This window comes from Hymenobacter gelipurpurascens (assembly GCF_900187375.1).
Lineage (GTDB): Bacteria > Bacteroidota > Bacteroidia > Cytophagales > Hymenobacteraceae > Hymenobacter > Hymenobacter gelipurpurascens.
The window spans coordinates 1,274,563-1,297,767 of record NZ_FYEW01000001.1 but is presented as its reverse complement, the minus strand read 5'-3'; the positions used below and the strand labels follow the sequence as shown (position 1 = coordinate 1,297,767).

Here is a 23,205-nt window from a genome sequence, read left to right as displayed (position 1 = left end):
TTGTAAATCACTTTAGGCCAGTGTATTGAGATTTTGCCTAGAAGTTGAGCTGGCTAGTGTCGTCCGGGCCGGCGGGTTCATCGGTTCGGCTACGGATAATAAGGGGGCGCAGTCGGTTTTCTCGCTCGAATACCTGCATCAGTACCATGAAATAGGAAAGGAGCAGCGGCCCAAGCACCAAGCCTAGAATCCCGAAAATCTCCACGCCCAGCACGACGCCCGCCAGCGTGATAAGCGGGTGAATGTCGCCGATGCGCTTGGCCAGCACAATGCGCAGCAGGTTATCGATGTTCATCACGAGGATGACACCCACCAGCAAAATTCCCACGCCCTGACCCGTGTGGCCTTGGGTGAGCTTCAGGATGGCAGCGGGCCCCCACACCAGCGGCGTGCCCAGCACCGGAATAAAGGCCATAAAAAAGGCCACTACACCCCAGAATGTAGCATCGGGTACCTTGAAAATCCAGAGGGTGAGGCCCGTCAGGATAGCCTGTACCAGGGAAATAAGGGCCTGGCCTAGCACGTTCGCATTCACGTTGTTTTTCAGCGAATCGCCCAGCTCGTGCATGGTATCGTGGCGGAAGGGCAGGTAGCGGCGCAGGCCGCGCAGGAAGCCTTCTTCCTGCGTGAACATGAAGTATAATGTGAACAGCATCAGGCCAATAACCACGGTGAAGTGCAGGACGCCGCTGGCCAGCGAGGGCAGCCGTTGGCTGAGCCAGCTGACACTTTGCTGCAGCAAAGAGCGAACATTCTGCTCGGTTGTGAAGGTGTAGCCCGTCTTGCGCTCAATGGTGTGCAGCACGGCCATAATCTGGCTGGTGTCCTGGCTGTAGAGCCGGATGCGGTCTACCAGCATCAGGCTGAGCGCCGAGAACGGCATGATAATCACGACGAAAGCAAACGTAAGCAGCCCCGCCGTCACGAGCTGCCGGTTCCAGCCGCGCTGGTGCACCATGGCCGCAAACCACGGCCGCAACACCACATACAGAATGCCCGCGCCCAGAAATGCCGTGGTGTAGCTGCCAAGGCCCAGCAGAATAAGCGCGGCCAACCCTACCAGACACACAATCAGCAGCACGTATTGCTGGCGGGTAGTGTAGATGTTTTCGGAGATTTCGGCCATAGGAATAGGAGCTAAGTAAGCACAGCAAAGTACATATAAGGTAAACTATATAAACGCGAATTCCCTGCCTCCACACGAAGACAGGGAATCAGATAAACAGCTTACGGCGCTACCGCCAGCTACTCTACCCCGGCGCGCCTGGCTAGGGCTGCTACGGCCAGCCCCATCAGGGCAATCAGGGAGAAGGAAACGCGCAGGCTGGTAGCACCCGCCACCAGCCCAATAACGGGCGGACCAAGCAGAAATCCCGCAAACCCCACCGTAGATACAGCCGCCAACGCCACTCCCGGCGACATCGTTTTGGAGCGCCCCGCCGCCCCGTACACTAGCGGCACTACTGATGAAACTCCCAGGCCTACCAGCATAAAACCAATGGTAGCCGGCACAATGCTTGGGAAACCCACGGCCAGTAGCAGCCCGACTGCTTCCAGCAAGCCGCTGATTATAAGTGTGCGTTGGCGCCCAAATCGGTCCGCGAACCAGTCGGCGATGAAGCGGCCGGCGGCCATGGTGCTCATGAAGGCCGCGAAGCCCACACCCACCATATCCTTATCGGCCTGAATGACTTTGCGGAAATACACCCCGCTCCAGTCGAACATGGTGCCTTCGCAGAGCAGTGAGCAAAACGCCAACAGGCCGAGCAATAGCAACGATTTATCGGGCAGCACAAAGATGGGCGCATCGGCCTCGCGTGGGGCATCGGCGGGCAGCAGGAAAGGCCGGGCCAGAAACAGGCCTAGCAGCACGAAGCCTGCCATCAATAGAAAGTGCGGCAGCGGCGCAATGCCGTTGGCAATCATGAAAGTACCGATGGCGGCGCCGGCAAAACCCGCCAGACTCCACAGCCCGTGGAAGCTCGCCATGATGGACTTGCCATACAGCGCCTCCACACCCACGGCCTGGGTATTGATGCTGATATTGGCCATGTTGCTGGCCAGCCCGAACAATACCAGCGCGCCCATCAGCTGCGGAGTGGTAGTGGCCAGGCCCAGCAGCGGCAGAAACGCTGCGTACAAAAACAGGCCTAGCAGTGTAAGCTGGCGGCTGCCGTAGCGGGCCACCAGCCAGCCGCTAAGCGGCAACGACGCCATAGAGCCCACCGGCACGGCCAGCAACACCCCGCCCAGTTCGGTATCGGAGAGGCCTAGCTGCTGCTGCACCGTTGGGATGCGGGCCGCCCAGGTAGAGAAGCACAAGCCTTGCAGCAGAAACGCGGCGCTCACGGCCAGTCGGTGCGTGCCGCGCGGCCGAAGCAGGGGCACAGAAGGAGAATATGTCAGCATATAATGCGCTGTAAAGGAAATCGGATGGTCAAAAAAACACCCAGCCCGCCCCGTGGAAGGGCAAGATGGGTGGGATTCAAGGCAGGAAGTTGATACGCGGTGGGGCGCGCTGACCACAAAGATCCGGAAAAAAAGTTGGAACAGCTTTTCCGAAGTTATTTGGCCTGAGGTTTTTACGCCAAGGTAGGATAGAAGTTCACCTTAGCAACGTGTAAGGTGCAGAGGGCTCGTTGAATTGGAATATACAGTCGGAAAGGCTGGCCCCGGAGGCCGGCCCGCCACATGCTAGGCAATGAATCTGCTTGGTCTGCATGATCCTCAACTGAGCCGGATGGTTGACGCTGCGGATTGAAACCAGCGGGCCGTGATGGGGAGTAACCTCAACAAGCAATTTTTCGATAAACTCAGCTCACATAGTGTCTTTCGCTCCGCTATGTGGTTGGCTGCTGGCATAAACTTATATCCGGCGACTGGGTTATGGTCACGGCGTTGCCAGGGCATCCTGGTGGCGCTCTGCTTCCCGAGAAGTCAGATTTTTACGCTTACTCCACCTCTACAAAAGGATGAAATCTACTCTGATGCTTACGGCCGCGCTTGTGACATTTGCGGTTCAGACGCAAGCCCAAACCGCTGCCCCCGCTACCTCGCCACGGGTGGCCGCCGACCAGATTACGACCAAAAACGGTCCGCTCACGGTGCAGCCCATCACGCACGGCAGCGTGGTATTTACCTGGAACGGCAAGACCATTTACGTGGACCCCTACGGCGGCGCCGAGGCCTACGCCGGGCTAGCGGCCCCCGATGTAATCCTGATTACCGATATACACGGCGACCACCTCGACCCGAAAACGCTGGCGGGCCTTTCCGTGAGCAAGTCCTTGATGATAGTGCCCAAAGCCGTTGCAGAGAAGCTGCCGGCAGAATATAAGTCGCAGGTACGCGTGCTGGGCAACGGCCAGCAGCTTGACACGCTGGGAATGCGCGTTTCGGCCATTCCGATGTACAACCTGCCCGAAGCCCCTGACGCCATGCACACCAAAGGCCGCGGCAACGGCTACGTGCTGACGCTAGGCGGCAAAAACGTGTACCTATCCGGCGACACCGAAGATATTGCGGAGATGCGCGCCCTGAAGAACATTGATGTGGCCTTCGTATGCATGAATCTGCCCTACACCATGGATGTGCAGCAGGCCGCGCAGGGCGTGCTGGCCTTCAAGCCGGGCATTGTGTACCCTTACCATTACCGCGGGCAAAATGGCCTAAGCGATGTAACTGCCTTTAAGAAGTCCGTAAACGCGACCAACAAGAAAATCGACGTACGGCTGCGCAACTGGTATCCAGCAGAGGCTAAGTAAGGTGGCCTAGACATAAAAAAAAGGTCCTGCTACGTAAGCTACGTGGCAGGACCTTTTTATGCCTAGGGTGTATGGGCAATTAATCAAAGAAACGGTCATGCTGAGCGCAGCCGAAGCATCTCTACCTCTGACTAGTCGACTGGTTTACGGAGCGGTAGAGATGTTTCGATGAACTTATCATGAGTGCTTCTTTGGTTTCAAAAAGACACTTTAGCGTGATTGTCCGCATGCTCTAGGCCTGTGCAGATTGTCGGTTTAGCAGTATGCACAGGCCTGAGCTTTTTTACTACTGCCCTCCTGGCCTAGCGTACCGGGCCAGCGTCTATCAAGGGCTCAAGCTTGTCTTGCACAGGCAGCGGGAGCTTGCTGAGCAGGTCTAGGCCACTTGCCGCCTCAATGGCATCTATGCTTACGCGGTACTGGCTCCAGTTGGGGCTTACGGACTGGTCATTGGGCGTGTCTACGGCGATGATGCGGGCCTGGCCGGCGGCAATGCGCTGGAGGTCGTTGGAGCCTTCTGGCAGAATCACGAGCACCTTCCAGACGCGGGCTGGCACGGTCACGCGGCCCTGGTCGATGGTGGTGAAGCGGCCGTTCTGGCCGGTGCCGCCTTTGCCGTAGCTGCCCATGAGCACGTACACTTCCTGGCCCTGCTTCACCTGAGCGCGCGTCCATTCCTCTAGGCCACTCCAGGTGCGCTGGTTGTTGTTGCCGGCCTGCGGAATCATGTTGGTCATCAGGAAGGTAGCCGAGTTATCGTCGAGGTCGGTGGTGCGGTCGGCGCTAGGGCAGTTGTGGCCTTTATCGAAGCCGGAGCCCGAGTAGGAGTTACGCGTTACCTGATAGAACTGACGAGGCAGGGCCGGATCAGGACGAAAATCATCCTGGCGAGGTGCTGAGCCCATCCAGGCCCGGTTGAGGTGCCAGCTCACCCAGGTAGGCGTGCCGCGCTGGGCATTGTAACCAATGGTAAACTGCGGCTTCACCAGCAGATAGTTGGTGGCGTTGTTGACATCAGCAGTGGCGCCGCTGGGGTTGCCAAGCGCCATGTTATCATCGCGTCCCGACACAATGGCCTCGGCCTGTGCCGTGGTAGCCGGGGGCAGACTGGAAGCGGAAGGAGCGGAGCCGGAGCCCGCGGTACTGCTGGAACCCGAAGCCACCGAGCCGCCCGAAATGGCTGCCCCATTGGCTGCCAGCAGGGCGATGTCATCAATGTTCAGCCGGCCCTTACCGCCATCGGTTTTCCGGATTTCGAGGCGCAGTGTGCCAGCCGCGCCGCCCTGAAACGTCGTGACGGTTAGCCTGGGACCTTGCGCTCTCACGGGCTGCCCGATGCGCCGGTAGGTGCGCCCGCCATCTAGGCTGCCCCACAGTTCCCAGGTGCTGGCCGGGTCGTCGCCGTAGCTGGCGCTGGTTACCCGGATGGTGCTCACGCCGCTGGGCGCATCAAAATTCATGCGTAATCGGCCCTGGCCGCGCAGGCGGGCCGCGTGCTGGCCGTTCTTGTGGTCCTGGTCGGAAGACCCAATCAGGGCATCCTCAAAATGCCAGGAGCCGGAAGTAAGGCTCTCGTCGGCGGTGCTGTAGGCGCCTTTTTCTGCCCCTTCAAACGTTTCGGGGAAGCGGCCGGGGCTCTGCTGCCTTGTGGCGCCCGATTCCACCGGAATAGCCGGCGGCCTGTTATCGATGGGAGACGTTCTGTTGGCGGTTTCGGGAGCATTCTGCGAGCAGCCGAATGTGGTCAGGCTAAGCAGCAGGCCGGAAAGCAGGAGTGGAGAGAGGCGGCGCATAATCGAAATATCTATTATCTGGCGAATGTAGTAGAAGCGCCGCAGGAACGCCGGAAAATCAGGCCGCCGCGCTGTCATTCCGACGAAGGCGGAATCTGGGGCAAGGTGTTAGCTGGTAAACCCAGATTTCTCCTTCGTCGGAATGATAGGCCTACGCTTGTCTTATCTATGCCTAGTATCCGCCCGCGGCGGCGTACTTTTACTACCGGATTAGTCTGCCCCAGTGGCAGAATCCGGTAGGCCAGGGAAGAATGGAAAGCTTATTTGATGCGGAGAAAAAGCTGGTAGTGCGGGCTGCGGTGGTGCATGTGTATGCCACCGGGCCGCTGCATGCCGGCACCAACCACGGCCTGCTACACGTAGGCCTTTTGCCGCTCACGCCCGATGCGCAGGTGCGCGAGTGGGTGCTCAACCCCGGCCGCGACCATTCTGCCGCCGTGTTCCAGGCCAGCCGCATCAGCAACCAGATGGCCGCCGAAGCGCCGACGTGGGAAGACGCCCGCGAGGAAATTCAGGCGGCGTTTGCCCAGCTGGATGCCGTGCTGCTCCTGGACCGCGCCGGCCAGCCCTCCCCGGAGCGCGACTGGCTGGAGCAGGTGGTGCTGGCCGGTATGAAGCGCCCGCCCGCCAGCGTTTCCCTTGACGAACTGCTGGCTTTCTTCCTGCCCAAAGAAGTGCTCGACGATGCCGACGACCTGAAAGAACGTCTGCTTTCTGACAAAGTGTGGGCCGAGCAGTTGGGCTACGAGAAGAGCAAGCCTCAGCTGCCGTTTGTGCTGCACGCCATGCGCCGCTCGGTGCGCTGGGTGCTGGAAAGCCTGCTGCGGCCCCAAGGAGCTGGCTCCGGACAGTGGCTGCCGGCCTATGCGCTTCTGCACACCATTGTGCGCGAAGCCACCGGCTCACCGCGCGCTCTGCGCGGCTTCCGGCTCCTGCGTGCCCTCGCCCAAATGCCCGACTGCTGCGACGATACCGCTCCCACTGAGGTAGTTGAAACTACCCGGGAAGCCCAGAAGCGCCGCCTGCCCAAGCCGCCTGCGCACCCCGAGCGCCCGCAGCCCCAGCAGGCCCAACAGCTGTTGCTGGAGTGGCTGGCCCGCTGGCGCGACCAGTCCGACGATGCCGCCACGCCGGGCCTTCCCCTAGGCCACTCCATCAGCGAAAAGCAAGTGGATGAGGCCTTTGCTGAGCTGCGCAAGAAAGTAGGAGCAGAGGAGCTGAAGATCAGGGAGCCGCAGTTGCGCTACGCCCGGTTTGTAGCCCGCGCAATGGCCGGCGAACGGGGTTCTTATGCCCTGGAAGCTGGCACCGGTACGGGCAAAACATTCGGCTATCTGATTCCGGCGCTGGAGTATCTGCGGCTGGCACCCGGCGCGGCCGTGATAGTGGCCACCTCCACCAAAAATCTGCAGGAGCAGATGCAGCACGGCGAACTGCCGGCCCTTCTCCGCCAACCCGATGGCAAGCGTGTGCCCCGCTACGCGGCCATCCGCACGGCCTTGCTGAAGGGTAAAAACTGCTACTTGTGCGCCGAGGCGCTGGGCCGCGCATTTGAAAATAGCTTCGAGCGGGGCCACGACTGGGCTGCGCGGCTGGCGTGGTTCTATCTGGCTCTGCGGCTGCGCGATACGCAAGGCGAGGTTGAGAATATTGCACCTCAGGTAGCCGACCGGCTCGGGGGCGCACTATTCGGGCTACTGCGCGCCGTAACGGCAGACCGCGCCTGCCGCCACGGCAAACTGCCCGACCGCAGCGTGTGCGTGTATCCGGCCCATCGGCAGCGGGCCGAGCAGGCGCACTTAATCATTGTCAATCATCATAAACTGGCCTTATTGCCGCCGCAGTTGCTGGAGCGCGCCAAAGTGTGCATTGTGGATGAGGCCGACCGTTTCCCCGACAATTTCCGCTCGGCCCTGGCCCGCCGGTTCAGTGCCCGGGAGCTGGTAGATGAGCTGATTGAGCCCCTGCTGGGTGGCCCATCCTCCACGGCCCGCCCTGGCACGGAGGAAAGTCCGCGCGAAAGAACTTCCCGCCGGGAGGCGCAGGGCCTGCTGCGGGAGCTGGATAGCCGCCTGGGCGAGGAAGAGATGCTGCTCTGGAGCAAAGTACCCGCCGATGAGCGCCCTGGCTTCAATGACGTGGAGCAAGCGGCATACGAGGCCTGGGACGAAGCCCGCCTGCACGAGTTAGTAGCCCATGCCGATCTGCTAGGCCAGGTAGCCGAAGCCATGCGCGACACGCCCGCCGCCGCCGATGCCCTGACCTCGGCCAATGAAGCCGGCGCCGCCGCACTAGCCGTGGCCGAGCCGTTTCGCCGCCGCAGGGCCGTGCGCACCGTGCGGCAGGCGCTGCACGAGGTGCGCGAGCCACTGGTAATGGCCCGCGAGGAGCTAGGCCAGGTAGGCCGTCATTTTTTGCCGCAGGGCCGCTCCGTTCCGGTGTTGCCCTTTCCGCTGGGCGAAACCCACTGGCAGGACAACGTGTGGGTGCGCCCCCAGGGTCAGCGGCCTTTCTCTCGCGCCTATGCCGATGAACTGCGCCTCACGCTGAAACCGCTCACTAGGCCTATGCCGGTAGTAGCAAAGCGCCTGGCGCTGGTAGCCAGCCAGCTAGGCGTGGCCCTGAACCTGGGCACACCCCTCGACCCCAGCGACGCCGAGGACGCAGACGCCCCCGCGCCCGACTACGACGAACGGCTCCGGCAGCGCCTCGTGCGCCTCACAGAACTGGCCAACGGCCAGACCGAAGTGCTTATGCGCTTGCTCGAAGAGTTTCCGAGCAAAGCCTCAGTGCCCGTGCTCGAACGCCTGCGCGATGACGATGAGCTGGGCTGGGCCCTCGTGCGTAAGCCCTACGAGCTGTGGCCCTACCTCTGCGCCACCGAACCCGATGCCCCACTTCGTCTTTCCTCGGGCGAGCTGGCCGTGGAAGAAATTCTGGAAGAAGTAGCCGGCAACCGCCCCGCCCAACGCCTGCCCTCCGAAGCAGCCACACCGCTGTTCGATCTGTTCCATACGGTGCTGTTTACCTCCGCTACGCTCTATGTAGAAGACAAGCTCGACTACTTCCAGCGTCAGCTCGACCAACGCGTACCCTTTGCGGCGCAGGAGCGCATTGCGTCCGTGTTTGATTTCGTTGACCCCGAGCGGGAGCCGGTGCTGGCCAGCATTCCGGCCTACTTGCCGGAGTTCCGGGCGGGCCTGTTACCCGATGCCATTACGGCGTGGCGTGTGGCCCAGCTGCGGGCGTTACTTCCCTTACTGATAGGCCTGGAAGGCCGCACGCTGGTGCTGTTCACCAGCACCGAGGATATGCGCTTTGCTGCCGAGTGGTTGGCCGCGCCGCTGGCTGAGCAGGATATTGAGTTGATTTGTCAGCGAGGAGCCAGCCAATGGGAAATAAGGCGGTTCCGGCGCGTGGCGCAGTCCGTGCTGCTGGGCGTAGACCGCATGTGGACTGGCGTGGATTTCGCCGGGCCTACGCTTTCGCAGGTAGTGGTGTGGCGCTTGCCTATGCCTTCGCTTGGCGACCCGCTCATTAGCCACCGAAAGCGTTACGAGTCGGAGCAGGTGTTCTGGCAGCAGTTCTACCGCCCTGCCGCCCGCCTGAAGTTGCGGCAGGGCTTCGGCCGCCTCGTCCGCCGCGAAAAGGACCGGGGCGCCTTCGTGGTGCTCGATGCCCGCGCCGCCAAGCAGTTCTACGCCGATGTATTGGCGGAGCTGGAAATCCCGATGGTGCACGATGCCACCGCCCACGCCGCCCTCACCCGCCTGACCGGCCCGCTGCTGGGCATGCTCCGCCTGGGCGCCGAGTTCCAGCGCCGCGGCCTAACGCTGGAGAAGCTGTTGGAAGTGAACTGGTGAAATAGTGAGAGACGAGCGAATAGGGTAGAGGTAATTGAACTGGCCTAGAACCATACACAGCCCGTCATGCTGAGCGCAGTCGAAGCATGACGGGCTGTGTATGGTCGAATAGACAGTTCACAGTTCCTTACTTCCTCGGCCCCTTGCCGGCTGACTTCGCCTGCTTCATCTTCACAGTCAGGGGGAGGCTGGACATGGCCAAGATGGCGTTGTCAGCACTCCAGGAGGCGAAGGAGAGGCCCACCTGCTCACCCTGCCACTTGCAGCTGAAGCCTTCCATGCGACCCGGGCCATAGATGCTCTGGAAGGCGGGCAGCACCCGCTGGGCCTGGTCGGCGCCTTTCACGATGATGGTGACGGCGGCAAACTGGCCCTGGAAAAACTTGTAGTGAATGCGGGTGGCCGAGAACGAACCCAACCGCAGATCCTCGTCGGTGCGCTCATATATTTTCTCGTCGCCGCTGTCCTGGATGAGCTTCAGGTGCAGCCCCTCGGTGAGGGGCGCCCCAAACGGCAGGCCCCGGAACCCGTTGCTTTCATCGAGGCGGCGCACGGAGCCCGATTGCTGGGCCCAAAGGGAGGTGGAGAGGCCTAGCAGCAACAGCAGCGTACCGAGCAGTTTCATAGAGTAGGGAAGAGGAAGCGTATGGAGCTGCTACGCAAACGACAGACCAATCCGGAAAAGTGCGAGGTGTTTCATCCAAGTCCCAAGCCAGGAGAAGAAGCTAATCTAGTTCCCCTCCTCAGCTGAGGAGGGGTTAGGGGTGGTTGACTGGCCTAGAACGATACTGTAGTACGACCACATAATGACGGTCTACCTAGAACGTCATCCTGAGCTTGCCGAAGGATCTCGCGTGCTGACGTTGCCACAGTAACCATTAGGCTGAGCGGAGTCGAAGCATCCCTACCGATTCGTTGAATTAGCATTGCAACGTCAGCACGCGAGATCCTTCGGCAAGCTCAGGATGACGTTCTGGTTTGGTCGTTCTAGGCCTCATCAACCATCCTTAACCTCTCTCCATAGAGGGGAACTAGACTAGCTTCTTCTCCTGGCGTGGGGCTAACGGCTTGGCTAGACTGCACTAGCTGGCGAGGGGCTACCCCCGCAGGAAGTCGGGGTAGACTTGCAGGCACACGGGCGCAGGTAGCTCTACGCTGATGCCGGTGGGGGTAAGGCGGCCCGTGTTGGCATCGGCGAAGTACGTGACGATGGTATTGGACTGCTGATGCGCCACCAGCACCACGCGGCCCGAGGGCTCGAAGGCGAAGCTGCGGGGCGTTTTGCCGGGCAGCATCACGTGCTCCAGCAGCGTGAGGCGGCCGCTTTTCTCATCAATGGCAAAGACCACGAGACTGTTGTGGCCGCGGTTGGAGCCGTACAGGAACCGGCCGTTCGGCGACACATGCACGTCGGCGCAGGCGTTCCACTCCGTGAAAGATGGTGGCAGCGTGGGCACCGTCTGGATTTCGGTGAGGGTGCCCTGGCGGGCGTCGTAGGCTAGGGCTGTCATCGTGGAGTCGAGCTCGTTGATGAGGTAGGCCAAGGGCTTGCTGGGGTGGAAGGTGAGTATGCGCGGCCCCGCGCCTGGTTTGGCCTTGAAGGCCGGCTCAGGGTGGCCTAGGAGCTTGCCCGTGGCGGCCTCCAGAGTGTAGCCGTACACGGTGTCGTTGCCCAAATCAACGGCGAAGAAATGCCGGCCACCTGGGGCGGGCAGCAGGCAGTGGGCACGGGCGTTTGCCTGGTTCTTATGTGGGCCGTGGCCCTGGTGCTGATCAATGGAAGTGGCCGCCTGCAGCTGGCCGCCGGGACCTATGGGCAGGGCCGCCACGGAGCCGGAGCCGTAGTTGGCCACCAAGGCATGTCGGCCCGCCGCATCGAGGCTGATGTAGCACGGGATGGTGCCCCCCGAAGCCTGCTGGTTGAGCAGCGTGAGGCCTCCGGTGGTGGAATCAATGGCGAATGCGCTGACGCCGCCGTTGGGGGTGCCCTGGTAGTTATCTACCTCATTTACGGCGTAGAGGAAGCGGTGGCGGCCATCCGCGGTCAGGAACGACGGACTGGCGCCACCTTTCGCCCCAATCACCCGCGTGAGGGCACCCGTGGCAGGCGTGAGGCGGTACAGGACAATGTTTTCCTGATCGGCAGGGCCGTAGGAGCCCACATACACCAGGCAGGAGGCCGCCTCCGATGAGCCTAGGCCCGCGCGGGCACAGGCGGCCAGCACGGCCCCGCCGGCAAGACCCGCACCCAGCGAGAGCAGAAAACGGCGACGATTCAGGGAAGAGGGATGACGCATGTGGATAGGTGTAAATAGGAAGGGGCAAGATACCAAGCGGCAGCACACAAGTGGCCTAGGTCGTGAGCAAGGTGGTTTTTTGGGCGTGAGGACCAGTGAATCTGGCTGCTGTTTATAGGCTTAACGTTTTGAAATGGGCAGAGGATACTTTGGCAACCAGCACCTGCCGCTCCGCTGATATGATGAACAGCTATTGATACTTTAACTAGAACGCTTAGAAGGCGTGGAACAGAATGCCGCTGCCGCAACCCGCAGCACCAAACGGAGTCCTTGTCCGCTATCTTGGCATTTCCCTCGTTCTCACTTCGCATTAGATGCACAAAAACTACTTCTTCCGGCCGGTGCTGGCGGCGGCCCTAAGTGGCCTAGCGGCGCTCGGTGCCTGTTCCTCCGATACCAAACCCACTTCCGGCACTTCCGAAACCGTTGATGCCGACTTCGACCGCTACAAGCAGCGCTTCATCGACTCGTTGTGGTACTATAACCCCGAGTGGGCCAGCGGCCAGGGCTACCACCGCTACGACTCCCTGCTGGTAGTGCCCAACGCCGGCCGCCGCCAGACCGAAGCCGCTGCCCTCAAGCGCCGCGCCAAAGAGATGGCAATATTCAAGGTGGAAGACCTCTCGGTAAACAACCAGACCGACTACCGCCTGCTGCAGAACTACCTGGAGTCGGCGCGCTTCTATGCCGATACCCTGCGCGACTGGCAGTGGAACCCCGCCAACTACAACCTAGGCGGCTCGGTGGCCGAAATTCTTAATGGCCGCTACCAACCCCTGGACCGGCGCCTGCGCTCCATTAGCCTCAAAATCAGCCGCGCCGCCGATTACTACGAGGCCGCCAAAACCAACATCAAGCAGCCTACCCGCGAGCATACCAACCTGGCCATTCAGCAGACCCAGGGTGGCCTAGATGTGTTCGGGAAAGCCCTCCAGGATTCCATTGCCCGGTCGGGCCTCTCGGCCGCCGAGAAAAAAGACATCACTGACCGCATTGCTACCACTCGCCTCGTGATGGATGAGTATGTGCGTTTCCTGCAGCAGGAGGTGCTGCCGGCCGGCAAGTTCCGCTCGTTCCGCCTCAGCAAGCCGCTCTTCGACCGGAAATTCGCGCTGGATATCCAGTCGAGCTACTCCGCAGATGAGGTGTATAAAAAGGCCCAGCAGCACCGTCAGGAGCTGCTGCACGACATGGGCAAGCGCGCAGCGCGCCTGTGGCCCAAGTACTTCCCCGGCCAGCCCCAGCCCACCGACTCGGTGCAGCTCATCAAGCAAGTAATTACGAAGCTCTCGGAGAAGCACGCCACCCCGGCCGGCTTTGTGCAGGCCGTGAAAGACCAGATGCCCACGCTGGTACGCTGGGTGGATGAGCATAAGCTCCTGACCCAGGACCCCACCAAGCCGCTGGTAGTACGCGAAACACCGCTGTACATGCGGGGCAGCGGCGCGGGCGCCAGCATCTCGGCCCCCGGCCCCTACGATAAAACCGCCGACACCTACTACAACGTAGAGCCCCTCACGGGGTGGCCTATGGCCCAGGCCGAGAGCTATTTGCGCGAGTACAACCAATACACACTCCAGATTCTGAACATTCATGAGGCCATTCCGGGCCACTACACGCAACTGGTATACGCCAACCGCAGCCCTTCTTTGGTGAAGGCCATCTTTGGGAATGGCGCCATGATTGAGGGCTGGGCCGTGTACGCCGAGCGCATGATGCTGGAAAGTGGTTACGGCGGCAACACCGACGAAATCTGGCTGATGTGGGACAAGTGGAACATGCGCGTGACCCTGAACACCATCCTCGACCACGAGGTACACGTGAACAACATCTCGGAGCAGGCCGCGGTGGCTATGCTGCTGCGCGATGGATTTCAGGAGGAAGCCGAGGCCCGCAACAAGTGGCGCCGCGCTACCCTAAGCCAGGTGCAGCTCAGCAGCTACTTCACCGGCTCGACGGAAATCTACGATCTGCGTGAGGAGCTGAAAAAGCGCGATGCCTCTGCCTTCGACCTCAAAACCTTCCACGAGAAGTTCCTGAGCTACGGCAGCGCCCCCGTGAAATACATACGTCAGATGATGACAGAAAAAAGCGAGTAGTTGCGCGACGGCCTGTCCGGCCGAAGAATGCTTCTAGCAGCTTGGGCGCAAGCTACTTGTGACGACAGCACGTAGCGTAATAATTATAATCCGCTTCGGGAGGGAATCTTCCGGAGCGGATTTTTTGTCTGCGCAGGAAGTCCGTAGGCTCGGTGGTCTACTCCGAAACCCGACAACTGCCGCATAGTCGGTTGCGGCCTGGTTATCTAAACTGCGCAAAAAGCACACTCACATGAAAGTACTCGACACCAACGACACTGGCCTCCGCACCTTGATTCACGATTTTCCGTGGGTGTTGGCGAAATTCACGTCGGCCAATTGTGACGTTTGTGAGCTTCTGGCGCCGCCTTTCGAGAAGTTCTCTGTGGATGTACGTTTCCAGCATACGGCCTTTTTGCGGCTGGATTCGGATGAGAACCCGGTGGCCAAACAGATGATGAATGAACGGGTAGCTCCCTTTTTTGTGGCGTATTGCCGGGGCCGCCTGCTGGAGTGCGACACCCTCCGCAGCGAGCAGGAAGTGCAGACTATGCTGGAGCGCTTGCAGCAGTGTCCGCAAGAAACAAGCCTCTAAGTGCCGTATGCGCATCCGGGTGCACAAAGACCTGATTGCGCTGCTCGGCTTCCTGGCTACCCTCGTTTTGCTGTGGCTGTTTTTCCGCTAGGCCACCTGCGCGGCGTAGCTTACAGGCCTGGTGGCTTAGCTGCTTGGGGCCGGATGCTCACTGACTAGAATGGCAGCCGGGCCACTGCGTGGCCGCAGACTCCAGAACCAGCACGTAGCTTTGCGCCATGTTCTTCGTGCTGTCTAAGATTCTGGATTTCCTGATTTCCCCCATGCTGTGGTTTATTGGCCTGCTGCTGCTGGCGCTGCTGTTGCGCCACACCAAATGGCGCAATCGGCTGCTGGTAGCGGCCGTGGGGCTGGCCCTGCTGCTCACCAATGCGGCCCTCGTGAATGAGGCACTGCTGGCCTGGGAGGTACCGCCCGTGCGCCTAACCTCGCTAGGCCACCATGATGCGGGCATTCTGCTGACGGGTATTACTGCCACCCGAAAGTCGCCGCACGATAGGGTGTACGTGGCCCAGGGCGCCGACCGGCTGCTGCATACGTTGTGGCTGTACCGGGCCGGGCGCATCCGCAAAATCATCGTGTCGGGCGGCTCCGGCGATTTGGCCGGCGCCAAAGTCCGGGCCGAAGCGCAGGAGCTGACCACTTTGCTCCGGTTGGCCGGCGTGCCGCAACAGGATATTCTTCTGGAAAAAAACAGCCGCAATACCCGCGAAAATGCCCTAAATACCAAAGCGCTTTTGGCCCGGCACCCCGATATTAAGTCGTTGGTACTAATAACATCGGCTTTTCATGAGCGCCGGGCGCTGGGTTGTTTCCGGGCCGTAGGCCTACAGCCGGCCGTGTTTCCGGCTTCTTATTACTCCAGCGACCGGCAAACCACTCTCACCTACTGGCTGGTGCCCAGCGACGAAGCCCCCCGCCTGTGGAGCGTGCTACTGCACGAAATGGTGGGCTACGCCGTGTACCGGGTGCTGGGCTATGTGCGCTAGGCCACTGCCCGCCTTGTAGGAGCATAGGAGTTAGCGGTAGCCAAGCAGGAAACAAGGGGCAGGCTATGCGTTAGCCAGACACGTCGGCTTCAATCTGGCGCAACAGTTTCTCATATACATCCGCCGCGGTATCGGGCCAGCCAGGGGTGCCGGCCAGCTGTTCTGCTTGGTGCTGAAGCAATTGGTGAAGATAGGGGTCGTCTTTGAACAGCTGCCTGATGGCAGAAGGCTGGTCGGGGGATGGGGGCTGCATAGGTGTTGGTAGGTAATCAGGGCAGCCTCTCTACGGATATAAGTAGCTACATGGTTTGCGAAATGCTGATAAAATCCGGGAAGCTTCTCAATTGACTGCAATAGCTCCGGCAGCAGCGGGCCCAAACCGCTCTGTGCGAATAGTGCTGGCGGGCAGGCCGAGCGCCACGAGCTCGTTGGCGGCGCTTTCTACCAGTCCGTTAGGCCCACAGATAAAACAGTGCGGCGATGTTATAAACCGGCCTACCACCTCGGCCAGCATAGCACTATCGGGGCGGCGCTGGTAACCAGACCACTGCGGCGGGGCCTGGCGGGTGTAGGTGAGCAGCAGCGTAAACGAACTATCGGCGCGGGCCAGGGCCTCTAGTTCCTGCCGGTATATCACTTCCGCCGGGTTCCGGACACTGTACAGCAGCACCGTCGGGTTCTGTAGGCCAGTATTTTGGCGGTGCCGGAGCATGGCCATGAGCGGCACCACGCCCGAGCCGCCCGCAATGAGCAGCAGCGGCGAGGCAGCAGAGGTGGCTTCCCACACAAAGTAGCCGCCAATGGGCCCGCGCACCTCCAGCTGGTCGCCGGGAAGCACACCCTCAAACAGGTAGCCGGAAACTTCTCCATCCTCTAGCAGCTCCACGGTCAGATCAATGTGGCCGGTTTGCTCAGGAGCGGAGGCCACGGAATAGCTCCGCTGGGCCTGGTAGCCATCGGGAGCCGTGAGGCGCAGGCTGTAGTGCTGCCCGGCCCGATGGGGCCGCCAGTGCGGGAGGCGCAACCGAAACGTTTTTACGCGCGGGGTTTCCTGCAGCACAGTCTCCACAACGGCCAGCTGCCACTCTAGGCCACTCATGAGGCAGAATTAGCTAAGTCCTCATCATCGTCGAGGTAGCGTTGTTCCTTCCATGGGTCGCCGTACATGCTGTAGCCGGCTCGCTCCCAGAAACCCGGCGCATCCTCGGAGAGCAGCTCCAGGCGCTGAATCCACTTGGCGCTTTTCCAGAAGTACAGGTGTGGCACCACCAGCCGGGCCGGGCCGCCATGCTCGGGGGCAAGGGGCTGGCCATCATATTGCAGCCCGATAAACGCCTTGCCATTAAGTACATCGGCGAGGGGCAGGTTGGTGGTATAGCCGCCGTAGCAGTGCGCCATCAGGTAGCGGGCTTCCGGCCGGGGCTTGGCCAGGGCCAGCAGCGTATCGAGGCTCACGCCCTGCCACTTGGTGCCGAACTTCGACCACTGCGTGACGCAATGAATATCTACCGTGAGGTCCTGTTGGGGCAAGGCATTGAACTCCGACCAGCTCCATTTCTGGGGCGTTTCTACCAAACCATCGAGCCCGAATTCCCAACGAGCCGTGGCAATCTTGGGGGTAGGACCAGCGCTGAGGACTGGGAAATCCTGGGTTTCGTATTGGCCGGGTGGCAGCACATGGCCCGTATCGGCGGGCCGCTTGCGTTGAAAGCCGCGGTTGAAAAAGGAGTTTTGCATGGCAGTAGATAGGAAGCACGAACTAGAGTGTATTGGCCGCCGCCTTCTCACTTGGCTGCCCAAGAAGCGAAGGCGCAGGGCGATAGGGTAGCGGTTGATAAACCTTTCGGGCAGGGAGTGGGTTTTAGCATCTTCTGCTTCTCTTCCCATCTCCTGCCGAAAACAACCTCTCCGGGGCCGCCTGAACAAAAGTGGCACAGCAGGCCGTTTCTGGGGTAGGCGCTACAGGCAATGCCCGCACCTCCCTGATGACTGGCCTACGCTACCGCCGGTGGTTTCTGGCGCTAAGCAAGGAGAAGCAGCTCATCAATATCGAAATTTCTAACCATGACAACTACGTCACTCGCGGGCCTACCGCTTTCGGTGCTGGATCTGGCCCCGATTTTGGCGGGCCACACGCCCGCCGATACTTTTCGCAACAGCCTAGACCTCGCCCAGCACGCGGAGCAGTGGGGATACAAGCGTTTTTGGCTGGCTGAGCACCACAACATGGCCAGCATTGCTAGCTCGGCTACATCTATCCTGATCGGGCATATTGCCAGTGGTACCAAAAGCATTCGGGTAGGCTCGGGCGGTATTATGCTGCCCAACCATGCCCCGCTGGTTATTGCCGAGCAGTTCGGGACGCTGGCCACGCTGTTTCCGGACCGTATAGACCTAGGCCTGGGCCGCGCCCCCGGCACCGACCAGGTAACGGCCATGGCGCTCCGGCGCGACGCCCGCGGATCGGCCAATGACTTCCCCGAAAACGTGCAGGAGCTGCAGCTTTACCTCTCCGCCGAAAACCGTACCGGCCGTGTGCGCGCCGTGCCCGGCGAAGGCCTAGACATCCCGATCTGGCTGCTGGGCTCCAGCACGTACAGTGCCCAACTGGCCGGTATGCTAGGCCTGCCTTTTGCGTTTGCGAGCCACTTTGCGCCCACCTATCTGCACGAAGCCCTGCGCCTGTACCGGAGCAGTTTCCGCCCTTCAGAGCAGCTTCAGGAGCCGTACCCTATGGCCTGTATCAATGTAATTGCGGCGGATACCGATGCGCAAGCCGAACAGTTGGCCACTTCCTTCTACACATTTGCGCTGGGTATTATCCGGGGCACTTCGGCGCCGCTGCAGCCGCCCGTGGAGAGCATGAATGGCCGCTGGAGCGACATGGAGGAAGCGGCCGTGCGTCAGATGATGACTTACGTGTTCATCGGCGGCCCCGAGAAGATAGCCCGTCAGTTGGCCGCCTTCGCCGACAAAACCCAGGTGAAGGAACTGATGGTGGTATCCCATATCTACGACCCTGCGGCCCGCCTGCGTTCCTACGAGATTCTGGCCGAGCTGAAAGGCAGCCTGCAGACCTCCGCAGAAGTAGCCAACGTCCAACTGGCCTAGCGCGCCTGGATCATGTAAACAAAACACAAGCAGCTCCGACCTACAGGTTGGAGCTGCTTGTGTTTTGGGAGAAAGTAAACACTATCCAAGCAGCCTAGGCCGCCTGCCGAACCGGAGGCTGCCGGTCGAGGGCCAGAATCTGGTCTTTGTAGGCCGTGGGCAAAAGTGAGGTACGCAGCCACTGGCTCAGGGCCAGGTGCTGGGTACGCCGATAAACCGGCAGCACCGGCCGAAGCCAGGAAAGGTGGCCTAGCCCCAACAACCCGCGCACTTGCTGGGGAGCCACCAGGCGTTGCGCCTCCAGGAGCAGGCGGTAGCGTACCGGCCCCAAATGCTTGCGGTACTGCTGGTACAAATCAGTGGTGAAGGCGCTGTAGGCCAGGTTATCAGACAGATGCGCCTCGCGGGCCGCCTGCCACTCTATAAAGCTGGTTGGTAGTCCTGTAAGGCCCATGCGCTGGCCTACGCGACAGAACACGTCCACAATCTCCCCCTTTTCGGTGGGCGTGAGGGGGCGCTCCAGCAGCTCAAATGCCTGAACAGAGTAGGCAATGAGCATGAAAAGCACGTCGCGGTAGGCCCATTCCGGTATAGACATGCCGCGCTTTGCCTCCACGGCCCCATGAATAGCAGCAATGGTATCGATGGCGCGCTCGGCCCCGGCCCGGTCGGCAAACACAATCTGACGAGCGTACTCCACGGTAGAAAATAACCGGGCCAGCGGGTCAGATGGGAGCTTTCCTGTAAAGTAAAGCCAGTCAACAGCTTTATTCAGGGCAAACTCCGCCGCTGAGCCCGCAAAGATTAACAGCACCGTATCGGCCTTGCTCCAGATAGTGCGCACTACGGAGCCTTGCGCAACGAAATATTCCATGATGTAGAAACCCCTAACTGGTGAAAACAGTGGCCTAGCGCACCGATAAAATCGGCACATTGAGTCAATATTGTTTTAAAAGAACTTTGTATTGCAAAGTAAGTAGTAGCTTTGCTCAATCCCTATCAGTTCCCACAATCTTTTGCTGAAGGCCGGCTTACCACTTAACCTGCGCGTGCAGCAGCCCAGACGGCCCCCGCCAATCAGCCTTTTTCCCCTGACTACATGAACAGAAGCCGCTGGCCCTATGCGCTTTGTATAGGCATCACTATGCTGCTAGGCCTAGCCTCCAGGCGCTACGGTGCGGGGCTGCACCCGTGGGTAGTTGCCTACGTCGGCGACGTCCTCTGGGCGCTGCTGGTGTTCTGGTTGCTACGGTTCTGGTGGCCTAAGTGGCCTGCCGCGCAGACTGCTTGGCTGGCACTAGGGTTTTCTTTTGCGATAGAAATCAGCCAGCTCTACCAACCCGCATGTCTGAATGCCGTGCGCGCCACCACCCTCGGAAGTTTGGTGCTGGGTCACGGGTTTCTGTGGAGCGACCTGGTATGCTACACGGTAGGAGTAGGAGTGGGCGTAGGCGTGGAGCACCTTCGGCGAAACTAGAGTGCGGCTAGGCCACTACAACGCAAACACGCCCCGCTTCCTAGGTGAAAGCGGGGCGTGTTGAGTATTCTGGGGGCAGTGGGTTTACTCTACCTTCTTCCGGGAGTCACTCTTCTTGGCTTCGGGCGTGGTCGGTTTCGCTACCCACACAGACTTTTGATTAACGAACTCCTTGATGCCCAAATGGGAAAGCTCGCGGCCATAGCCTGATTTCTTTACGCCGCCAAAGGGCATTTCGGGCGCCGATTTCACCAGGCTATTCACGAATACCGCCCCGGCCTCCACGCGCCGGGCCAGCTCTTCACCGCGTTGGGCATTCTGGGTCCAGATAGATGCGCCCAGCCCAAAGCGCGAGTCATTAGCCAGCCGAATGGCATCGTCGGCGTCCTTGGCTTCCAGAATGATGGCAACGGGGCCGAAAAACTCTTCGCTGTACGCGCGCTGTCCGGGCTTCACCTGGCTGAGCATAGTTGGCCGAAACAGGGCAGTGCCGGGCTTGCTCTGGCCCCCATACAGCTCCACTTTCGCGCCTTGCTTCACGGAGTCTTCTACCTGCTGGGTCAGCTCATCGGCCAGGTCGGGGCGGGCGAGGGGCCCGTATTGCGTGGCCTCGTCGAGCGGGTCGCCGGTGCGGTAGGCCAGTAAGTGAGTTTTCATCTTCGAGATGAACTCCTTGAGAATGGGCTTCTCCACGATGAAGCGCTTGGCCGCAATGCAGCTCTGCCCCGCGTTGATCATGCGGGCCTGGGCCGCGGTTTTAGCCGCTACTTCTAGGTCGGCATCAGCCAGCACAATAAACGCATCGGAACCGCCCAGCTCCAGCACAGTTTTCTTGATTTCGCGGCCCGCGGTGGCGGCTACCTGAGCCCCGGCGGGCTCTGAACCCGTGAGCGTTACGGCCCGCACCCGGTCGTCGGCAATCAGCTGGCTCACCAGATCGGAGCCAATGAGGAGCGTGCGGAAGGTGGCAGGAGGGAAGCCGGCATCATGAAAGATTTTCTCCAGGGCCAGGGCGCACTGCGGTACGTTGGAGGCATGTTTGAGCAGGCCTACATTGCCGGCCATCAGAGCCGGCGCAGCAAAGCGCACTACTTGCCAGAACGGAAAATTCCAGGGCATCACGGCCAGTACAATTCCAATGGGCTCGTGAGAAATAAAGCTGTGCTGCGCCTCCGTTTTCACTTCTTCATCGGCCAGAAAGGCCTCCGCATTGTCGGCGTAGTAGTCGCAGGTGAGGGCGCACTTTACCACTTCGGCGCGGCCATCTACCACGGGCTTGCCCATTTCTATGGCCATCAGGCGGGCCAGCTCATCTTGCCGCTCCCGCAGCAGATCGGCCGCCCGGTGCATGAGGCGGGCCCGGTGGGCAAAGGAAGTGGTACGCCACTCGGCGGCGGCCCGGTAGGCCTGGCCTACAATGCGCTCGGTCTGGGCCCAGCTAAACGCCCGGAAGCGTCGCTCTACGCGGCCGGTATAGGGGTTGAATGACTCAATTGCCATAAGTAAGGAAGAAGGGTAAAATACGGTTGAGCTACCAAACTTGTAAACAAGCCTGGGGGGCTTGTGGTTGGCTGCAGCGCCTGGCTTGCAACTACGCCCCTAACGCGTGCGTAGCACATGAGCCATCCAAGTACACGCTACTATTTGTAGACCAACGCTTGGAATAAAGGCGAATCCTGTACTTTCGTCCCATTCGCGGGACCGGCATTCCTACGCCGTTCCCCTTCCCTTAGTTGCTGCCCTGTGTCTGCTACTACTCCAGAGTCCATTGCCCTCGAAACTGAAGCGCTGCTCGTGCAACGACTGCGCGACCGAGATGAGGCGGCCATGACCATCTTCTATGATAAGTACGCTGCTGCTCTCTACGGTGTGATTTTTCGCATCGTGAAGAAAGAGGAGATTGCGGAAGACGTGCTGCAGGAAGCCATGGTAAAAATATGGCATTCCTTTGCCTCCTACGATGCCAGTAAAGGGCGTTTGTTCACGTGGGTGATGAATGTTTGCCGAAATTTAGCCATCGACAAAATCCGCTCCCGACAGTACCGCGTAGGTAGTCGTACGCAGCCCATAGAAGATAGTGCAGCGCTGCGCCAGGCCGCTGAACCTACGTTCCGGCCGGAGCACATTGGTCTGCAGGAGATGACACGCAAGCTGAATCCGGAGCAGCAGCAAATCGTCGACCTGCTTTATTTCGGCGGATTTACGCAAAGCGAAGTGGCAGAAGAACTCAGTCTTCCCCTGGGTACGGTGAAAACCCGTGCGCGGGCGGCAATCAAAGTACTTTCCAAATTGATTCGATAGCTGTGGACATTCAGGAATACATCGAATCCGGAATTCTCGAGGAGTACGCCCTGGGCGTGCTGAACGAGTCGGAGCGCTCCGAGGTGGAGCGCTTGGCAGCCCAGCACCAGGAAATACGCCGGGAGCTGGACGACATTGTGCGCGGTCTGGATGTGTATGCCGCAGCTCACGCCATCACGCCCCCAGAAGGGATGCGTGAGCGGGTACTGAGCGGCTGGCAGAACGCCATCCGGGAAACCTCTGCTCCGGCGGCGCCTGTGCAACCAGCGGCCACCCCCCGTATGCAGGCGGTGGCCACTGAGCCAGCAGTCCCGGTGGTAGCAGACCCTGCCGAAGCCGTTGTGCGACAAATGCCCCAGGCAGAATCTGGCAGTGGCCGTACCCGGCTGCTGATTGCGGCATCCGTAGCGTTGTTGGTACTAAGTGCTATCGGCAACTTTCTGCTGTACAATAAGCTACAGCAAACTGAAGCCAACCTGGAAATTGCTCAAACTGAGCAGTCCCGGTATGCAGCTACCCAGAACGCGGCCCTCAACGAGCGTGACCAGCAGCTTTCAGTGCTCCGCAATGCGGCCTTCCGGGCAGTAGAGCTCAAAGGCACACCCAAAGCACCTGATGCCCTGGCCCGCGTGTACTACAACCCCAAAACGAAGGACGTGTACGTGGATGTACGGAATCTGCCGGCTCCGCCCGAAGGCAAGCAGTATCAGCTGTGGGCCCTCGACAATGGCAAACCCGTAGATGCCGGCATGCTGGCTACGGCTACCGCTTCCGGCGACAGCATCCAGCAGATGAAGGACATTGCCAGCGCCCAGGCCTTTGCCATGACGGTAGAGCCCGCAGGTGGCAGCGAGAATCCTACGATGGCTACAATGACGGTAATCGGCAACATGTAAGGCCTTTTAGCAGTTGAATAAGAGAGCGGGCTCCGTAAACG

General features: G+C 60.4%; 19 protein-coding genes. 9 read left to right on the top strand and 10 right to left on the bottom strand.

Annotated elements, in window-relative coordinates; genetic code table 11:
• Positions 1-37 precede the first annotated feature (37 nt).
• The gene (locus tag CFT68_RS05520) at positions 38-1,126 is read right to left on the bottom strand and encodes an AI-2E family transporter (protein ID WP_088842400.1); all 1,089 of its coding nucleotides are present in this window, start codon (positions 1,124-1,126) and stop codon (positions 38-40) included.
• A 119-nt stretch (positions 1,127-1,245) separates the two neighbouring features.
• Positions 1,246-2,409, bottom strand: coding sequence for an MFS transporter (locus CFT68_RS05515; protein WP_088842399.1), 1,164 nt, complete (start codon positions 2,407-2,409; stop codon positions 1,246-1,248).
• Positions 2,410-2,972: 563 nt separating this feature from the next.
• Here CFT68_RS05515 and CFT68_RS05510 point away from each other — a divergent pair.
• A complete protein-coding gene (locus tag CFT68_RS05510; protein WP_088842398.1) occupies positions 2,973-3,764 on the top strand; it encodes an MBL fold metallo-hydrolase in 792 nt (263 codons plus the stop codon).
• 302 nt (positions 3,765-4,066) lie between these two features.
• Here the strand turns inward: CFT68_RS05510 and CFT68_RS22040 are convergent, their stop codons facing one another.
• Positions 4,067-5,557, bottom strand: a complete 1,491-nt coding sequence (locus CFT68_RS22040) for a DNA/RNA non-specific endonuclease (RefSeq protein WP_170934704.1) — start codon at positions 5,555-5,557, stop codon at positions 4,067-4,069.
• Between the two features lie 251 nt (positions 5,558-5,808).
• On the opposite strand from CFT68_RS22040, the gene CFT68_RS05500 reads away from it, so the two are divergent.
• Positions 5,809-9,420 (top strand): ATP-dependent DNA helicase, encoded by a 3,612-nt coding sequence (locus tag CFT68_RS05500; protein WP_088842396.1) that lies wholly within the window; start codon positions 5,809-5,811, stop codon positions 9,418-9,420.
• Positions 9,421-9,547: 127 nt separating this feature from the next.
• Here the strand turns inward: CFT68_RS05500 and CFT68_RS05495 are convergent, their stop codons facing one another.
• Both CFT68_RS05495 and CFT68_RS05490 read right to left on the bottom strand, forming a co-directional pair.
• Positions 9,548-10,045: a hypothetical protein gene (locus CFT68_RS05495; protein WP_088842395.1), complete on the bottom strand. Its 498-nt coding sequence runs from the start codon at positions 10,043-10,045 to the stop codon at positions 9,548-9,550.
• A gap of 472 nt (positions 10,046-10,517) precedes the next feature.
• Positions 10,518-11,717 (bottom strand): lactonase family protein, encoded by a 1,200-nt coding sequence (locus tag CFT68_RS05490; protein ID WP_088842394.1) that lies wholly within the window; start codon positions 11,715-11,717, stop codon positions 10,518-10,520.
• 314 nt (positions 11,718-12,031) lie between these two features.
• Here CFT68_RS05490 and CFT68_RS05485 point away from each other — a divergent pair, with 314 nt between their 5' ends.
• From CFT68_RS05485 to CFT68_RS05475, 3 genes are all read left to right on the top strand, one after another.
• Complete coding sequence (locus CFT68_RS05485) at positions 12,032-13,816, top strand: DUF885 domain-containing protein (RefSeq protein ID WP_088842393.1); 1,785 nt, start codon at positions 12,032-12,034, stop codon at positions 13,814-13,816.
• Positions 13,817-14,048: 232 nt separating this feature from the next.
• On the top strand, positions 14,049-14,390 hold the full coding sequence (locus CFT68_RS05480; protein WP_088842392.1) for a thioredoxin family protein: 342 nt from the start codon (positions 14,049-14,051) through the stop codon (positions 14,388-14,390).
• A gap of 218 nt (positions 14,391-14,608) precedes the next feature.
• Positions 14,609-15,379 (top strand): YdcF family protein, encoded by a 771-nt coding sequence (locus CFT68_RS05475; RefSeq protein WP_088842391.1) that lies wholly within the window; start codon positions 14,609-14,611, stop codon positions 15,377-15,379.
• A gap of 70 nt (positions 15,380-15,449) precedes the next feature.
• Here the strand turns inward: CFT68_RS05475 and CFT68_RS05470 are convergent, their stop codons facing one another.
• The 3 genes from CFT68_RS05470 to CFT68_RS05460 form a co-directional block, all read right to left on the bottom strand.
• Positions 15,450-15,632: a hypothetical protein gene (locus CFT68_RS05470; RefSeq protein ID WP_088842390.1), complete on the bottom strand. Its 183-nt coding sequence runs from the start codon at positions 15,630-15,632 to the stop codon at positions 15,450-15,452.
• A gap of 87 nt (positions 15,633-15,719) precedes the next feature.
• The gene (locus CFT68_RS05465; RefSeq protein WP_088842389.1) at positions 15,720-16,478 is read right to left on the bottom strand and encodes a ferredoxin reductase; all 759 of its coding nucleotides are present in this window, start codon (positions 16,476-16,478) and stop codon (positions 15,720-15,722) included.
• On the bottom strand, positions 16,475-17,116 hold the full coding sequence (locus CFT68_RS05460) for a sulfite oxidase-like oxidoreductase (RefSeq protein ID WP_088842388.1): 642 nt from the start codon (positions 17,114-17,116) through the stop codon (positions 16,475-16,477). Before CFT68_RS05460 ends, CFT68_RS05465 begins: the two co-directional genes overlap by 4 nt.
• A 327-nt stretch (positions 17,117-17,443) precedes the next feature.
• On the opposite strand from CFT68_RS05460, the gene CFT68_RS05455 reads away from it, so the two are divergent.
• Entirely contained in the window at positions 17,444-18,490 is a 1,047-nt protein-coding gene (locus CFT68_RS05455; protein ID WP_088842387.1) for an LLM class flavin-dependent oxidoreductase, read from the top strand.
• 94 nt (positions 18,491-18,584) lie between these two features.
• Here the strand turns inward: CFT68_RS05455 and CFT68_RS05450 are convergent, their stop codons facing one another.
• The gene (locus CFT68_RS05450) at positions 18,585-19,364 is read right to left on the bottom strand and encodes an oxygenase MpaB family protein (RefSeq protein WP_088842386.1); all 780 of its coding nucleotides are present in this window, start codon (positions 19,362-19,364) and stop codon (positions 18,585-18,587) included.
• A 225-nt stretch (positions 19,365-19,589) separates the two neighbouring features.
• Between CFT68_RS05450 and CFT68_RS05445 the strand changes: the two genes are divergently transcribed.
• Complete coding sequence (locus CFT68_RS05445) at positions 19,590-19,967, top strand: ribosomal maturation YjgA family protein (protein WP_088842385.1); 378 nt, start codon at positions 19,590-19,592, stop codon at positions 19,965-19,967.
• Between the two features lie 84 nt (positions 19,968-20,051).
• On the opposite strand, the gene CFT68_RS05440 is transcribed toward CFT68_RS05445, so the two are convergent.
• Positions 20,052-21,467 (bottom strand): NAD-dependent succinate-semialdehyde dehydrogenase, encoded by a 1,416-nt coding sequence (locus CFT68_RS05440; protein WP_088842384.1) that lies wholly within the window; start codon positions 21,465-21,467, stop codon positions 20,052-20,054.
• Positions 21,468-21,710: 243 nt separating this feature from the next.
• Between CFT68_RS05440 and CFT68_RS05435 the strand changes: the two genes are divergently transcribed.
• Together CFT68_RS05435 and CFT68_RS05430 are read left to right on the top strand one after the other, a co-directional pair.
• Positions 21,711-22,268, top strand: coding sequence for an RNA polymerase sigma factor (locus tag CFT68_RS05435; RefSeq protein ID WP_245815283.1), 558 nt, complete (start codon positions 21,711-21,713; stop codon positions 22,266-22,268).
• Positions 22,269-22,270: 2 nt separating this feature from the next.
• Positions 22,271-23,164, top strand: coding sequence for an anti-sigma factor (locus CFT68_RS05430; protein ID WP_088842383.1), 894 nt, complete (start codon positions 22,271-22,273; stop codon positions 23,162-23,164).
• Positions 23,165-23,205: the final 41 nt, after the last annotated feature.

Bases quoted from the DNA above. Each gene is read 5' to 3' on its own strand.
- CFT68_RS05490 (WP_088842394.1), bottom strand. From the start codon at position 11,717: ATGCGTCATCCCTCTTCCCTGAATCGTCGCCGTTTTCTGCTCTCGCTG.
- CFT68_RS05480 (WP_088842392.1), top strand. From the start codon at position 14,049: ATGAAAGTACTCGACACCAACGACACTGGCCTCCGCACCTTGATTCAC.
- CFT68_RS05485 (WP_088842393.1), top strand. From the start codon at position 12,032: ATGCACAAAAACTACTTCTTCCGGCCGGTGCTGGCGGCGGCCCTAAGT.
- CFT68_RS05500 (WP_088842396.1), top strand. From the start codon at position 5,809: ATGGAAAGCTTATTTGATGCGGAGAAAAAGCTGGTAGTGCGGGCTGCG.
- CFT68_RS05450 (WP_088842386.1), bottom strand. From the start codon at position 19,364: ATGGAATATTTCGTTGCGCAAGGCTCCGTAGTGCGCACTATCTGGAGC.
- CFT68_RS05510 (WP_088842398.1), top strand. From the start codon at position 2,973: ATGAAATCTACTCTGATGCTTACGGCCGCGCTTGTGACATTTGCGGTT.
- CFT68_RS22040 (WP_170934704.1), bottom strand. From the start codon at position 5,557: ATGCGCCGCCTCTCTCCACTCCTGCTTTCCGGCCTGCTGCTTAGCCTG.
- CFT68_RS05465 (WP_088842389.1), bottom strand. From the start codon at position 16,478: ATGAGTGGCCTAGAGTGGCAGCTGGCCGTTGTGGAGACTGTGCTGCAG.
- CFT68_RS05460 (WP_088842388.1), bottom strand. From the start codon at position 17,116: ATGCAAAACTCCTTTTTCAACCGCGGCTTTCAACGCAAGCGGCCCGCC.
- CFT68_RS05475 (WP_088842391.1), top strand. From the start codon at position 14,609: ATGTTCTTCGTGCTGTCTAAGATTCTGGATTTCCTGATTTCCCCCATG.
- CFT68_RS05495 (WP_088842395.1), bottom strand. From the start codon at position 10,045: ATGAAACTGCTCGGTACGCTGCTGTTGCTGCTAGGCCTCTCCACCTCC.
- CFT68_RS05440 (WP_088842384.1), bottom strand. From the start codon at position 21,467: ATGGCAATTGAGTCATTCAACCCCTATACCGGCCGCGTAGAGCGACGC.
- CFT68_RS05455 (WP_088842387.1), top strand. From the start codon at position 17,444: ATGACAACTACGTCACTCGCGGGCCTACCGCTTTCGGTGCTGGATCTG.
- CFT68_RS05470 (WP_088842390.1), bottom strand. From the start codon at position 15,632: ATGCAGCCCCCATCCCCCGACCAGCCTTCTGCCATCAGGCAGCTGTTC.
- CFT68_RS05520 (WP_088842400.1), bottom strand. From the start codon at position 1,126: ATGGCCGAAATCTCCGAAAACATCTACACTACCCGCCAGCAATACGTG.
- CFT68_RS05515 (WP_088842399.1), bottom strand. From the start codon at position 2,409: ATGCTGACATATTCTCCTTCTGTGCCCCTGCTTCGGCCGCGCGGCACG.
- CFT68_RS05445 (WP_088842385.1), top strand. From the start codon at position 19,590: ATGAACAGAAGCCGCTGGCCCTATGCGCTTTGTATAGGCATCACTATG.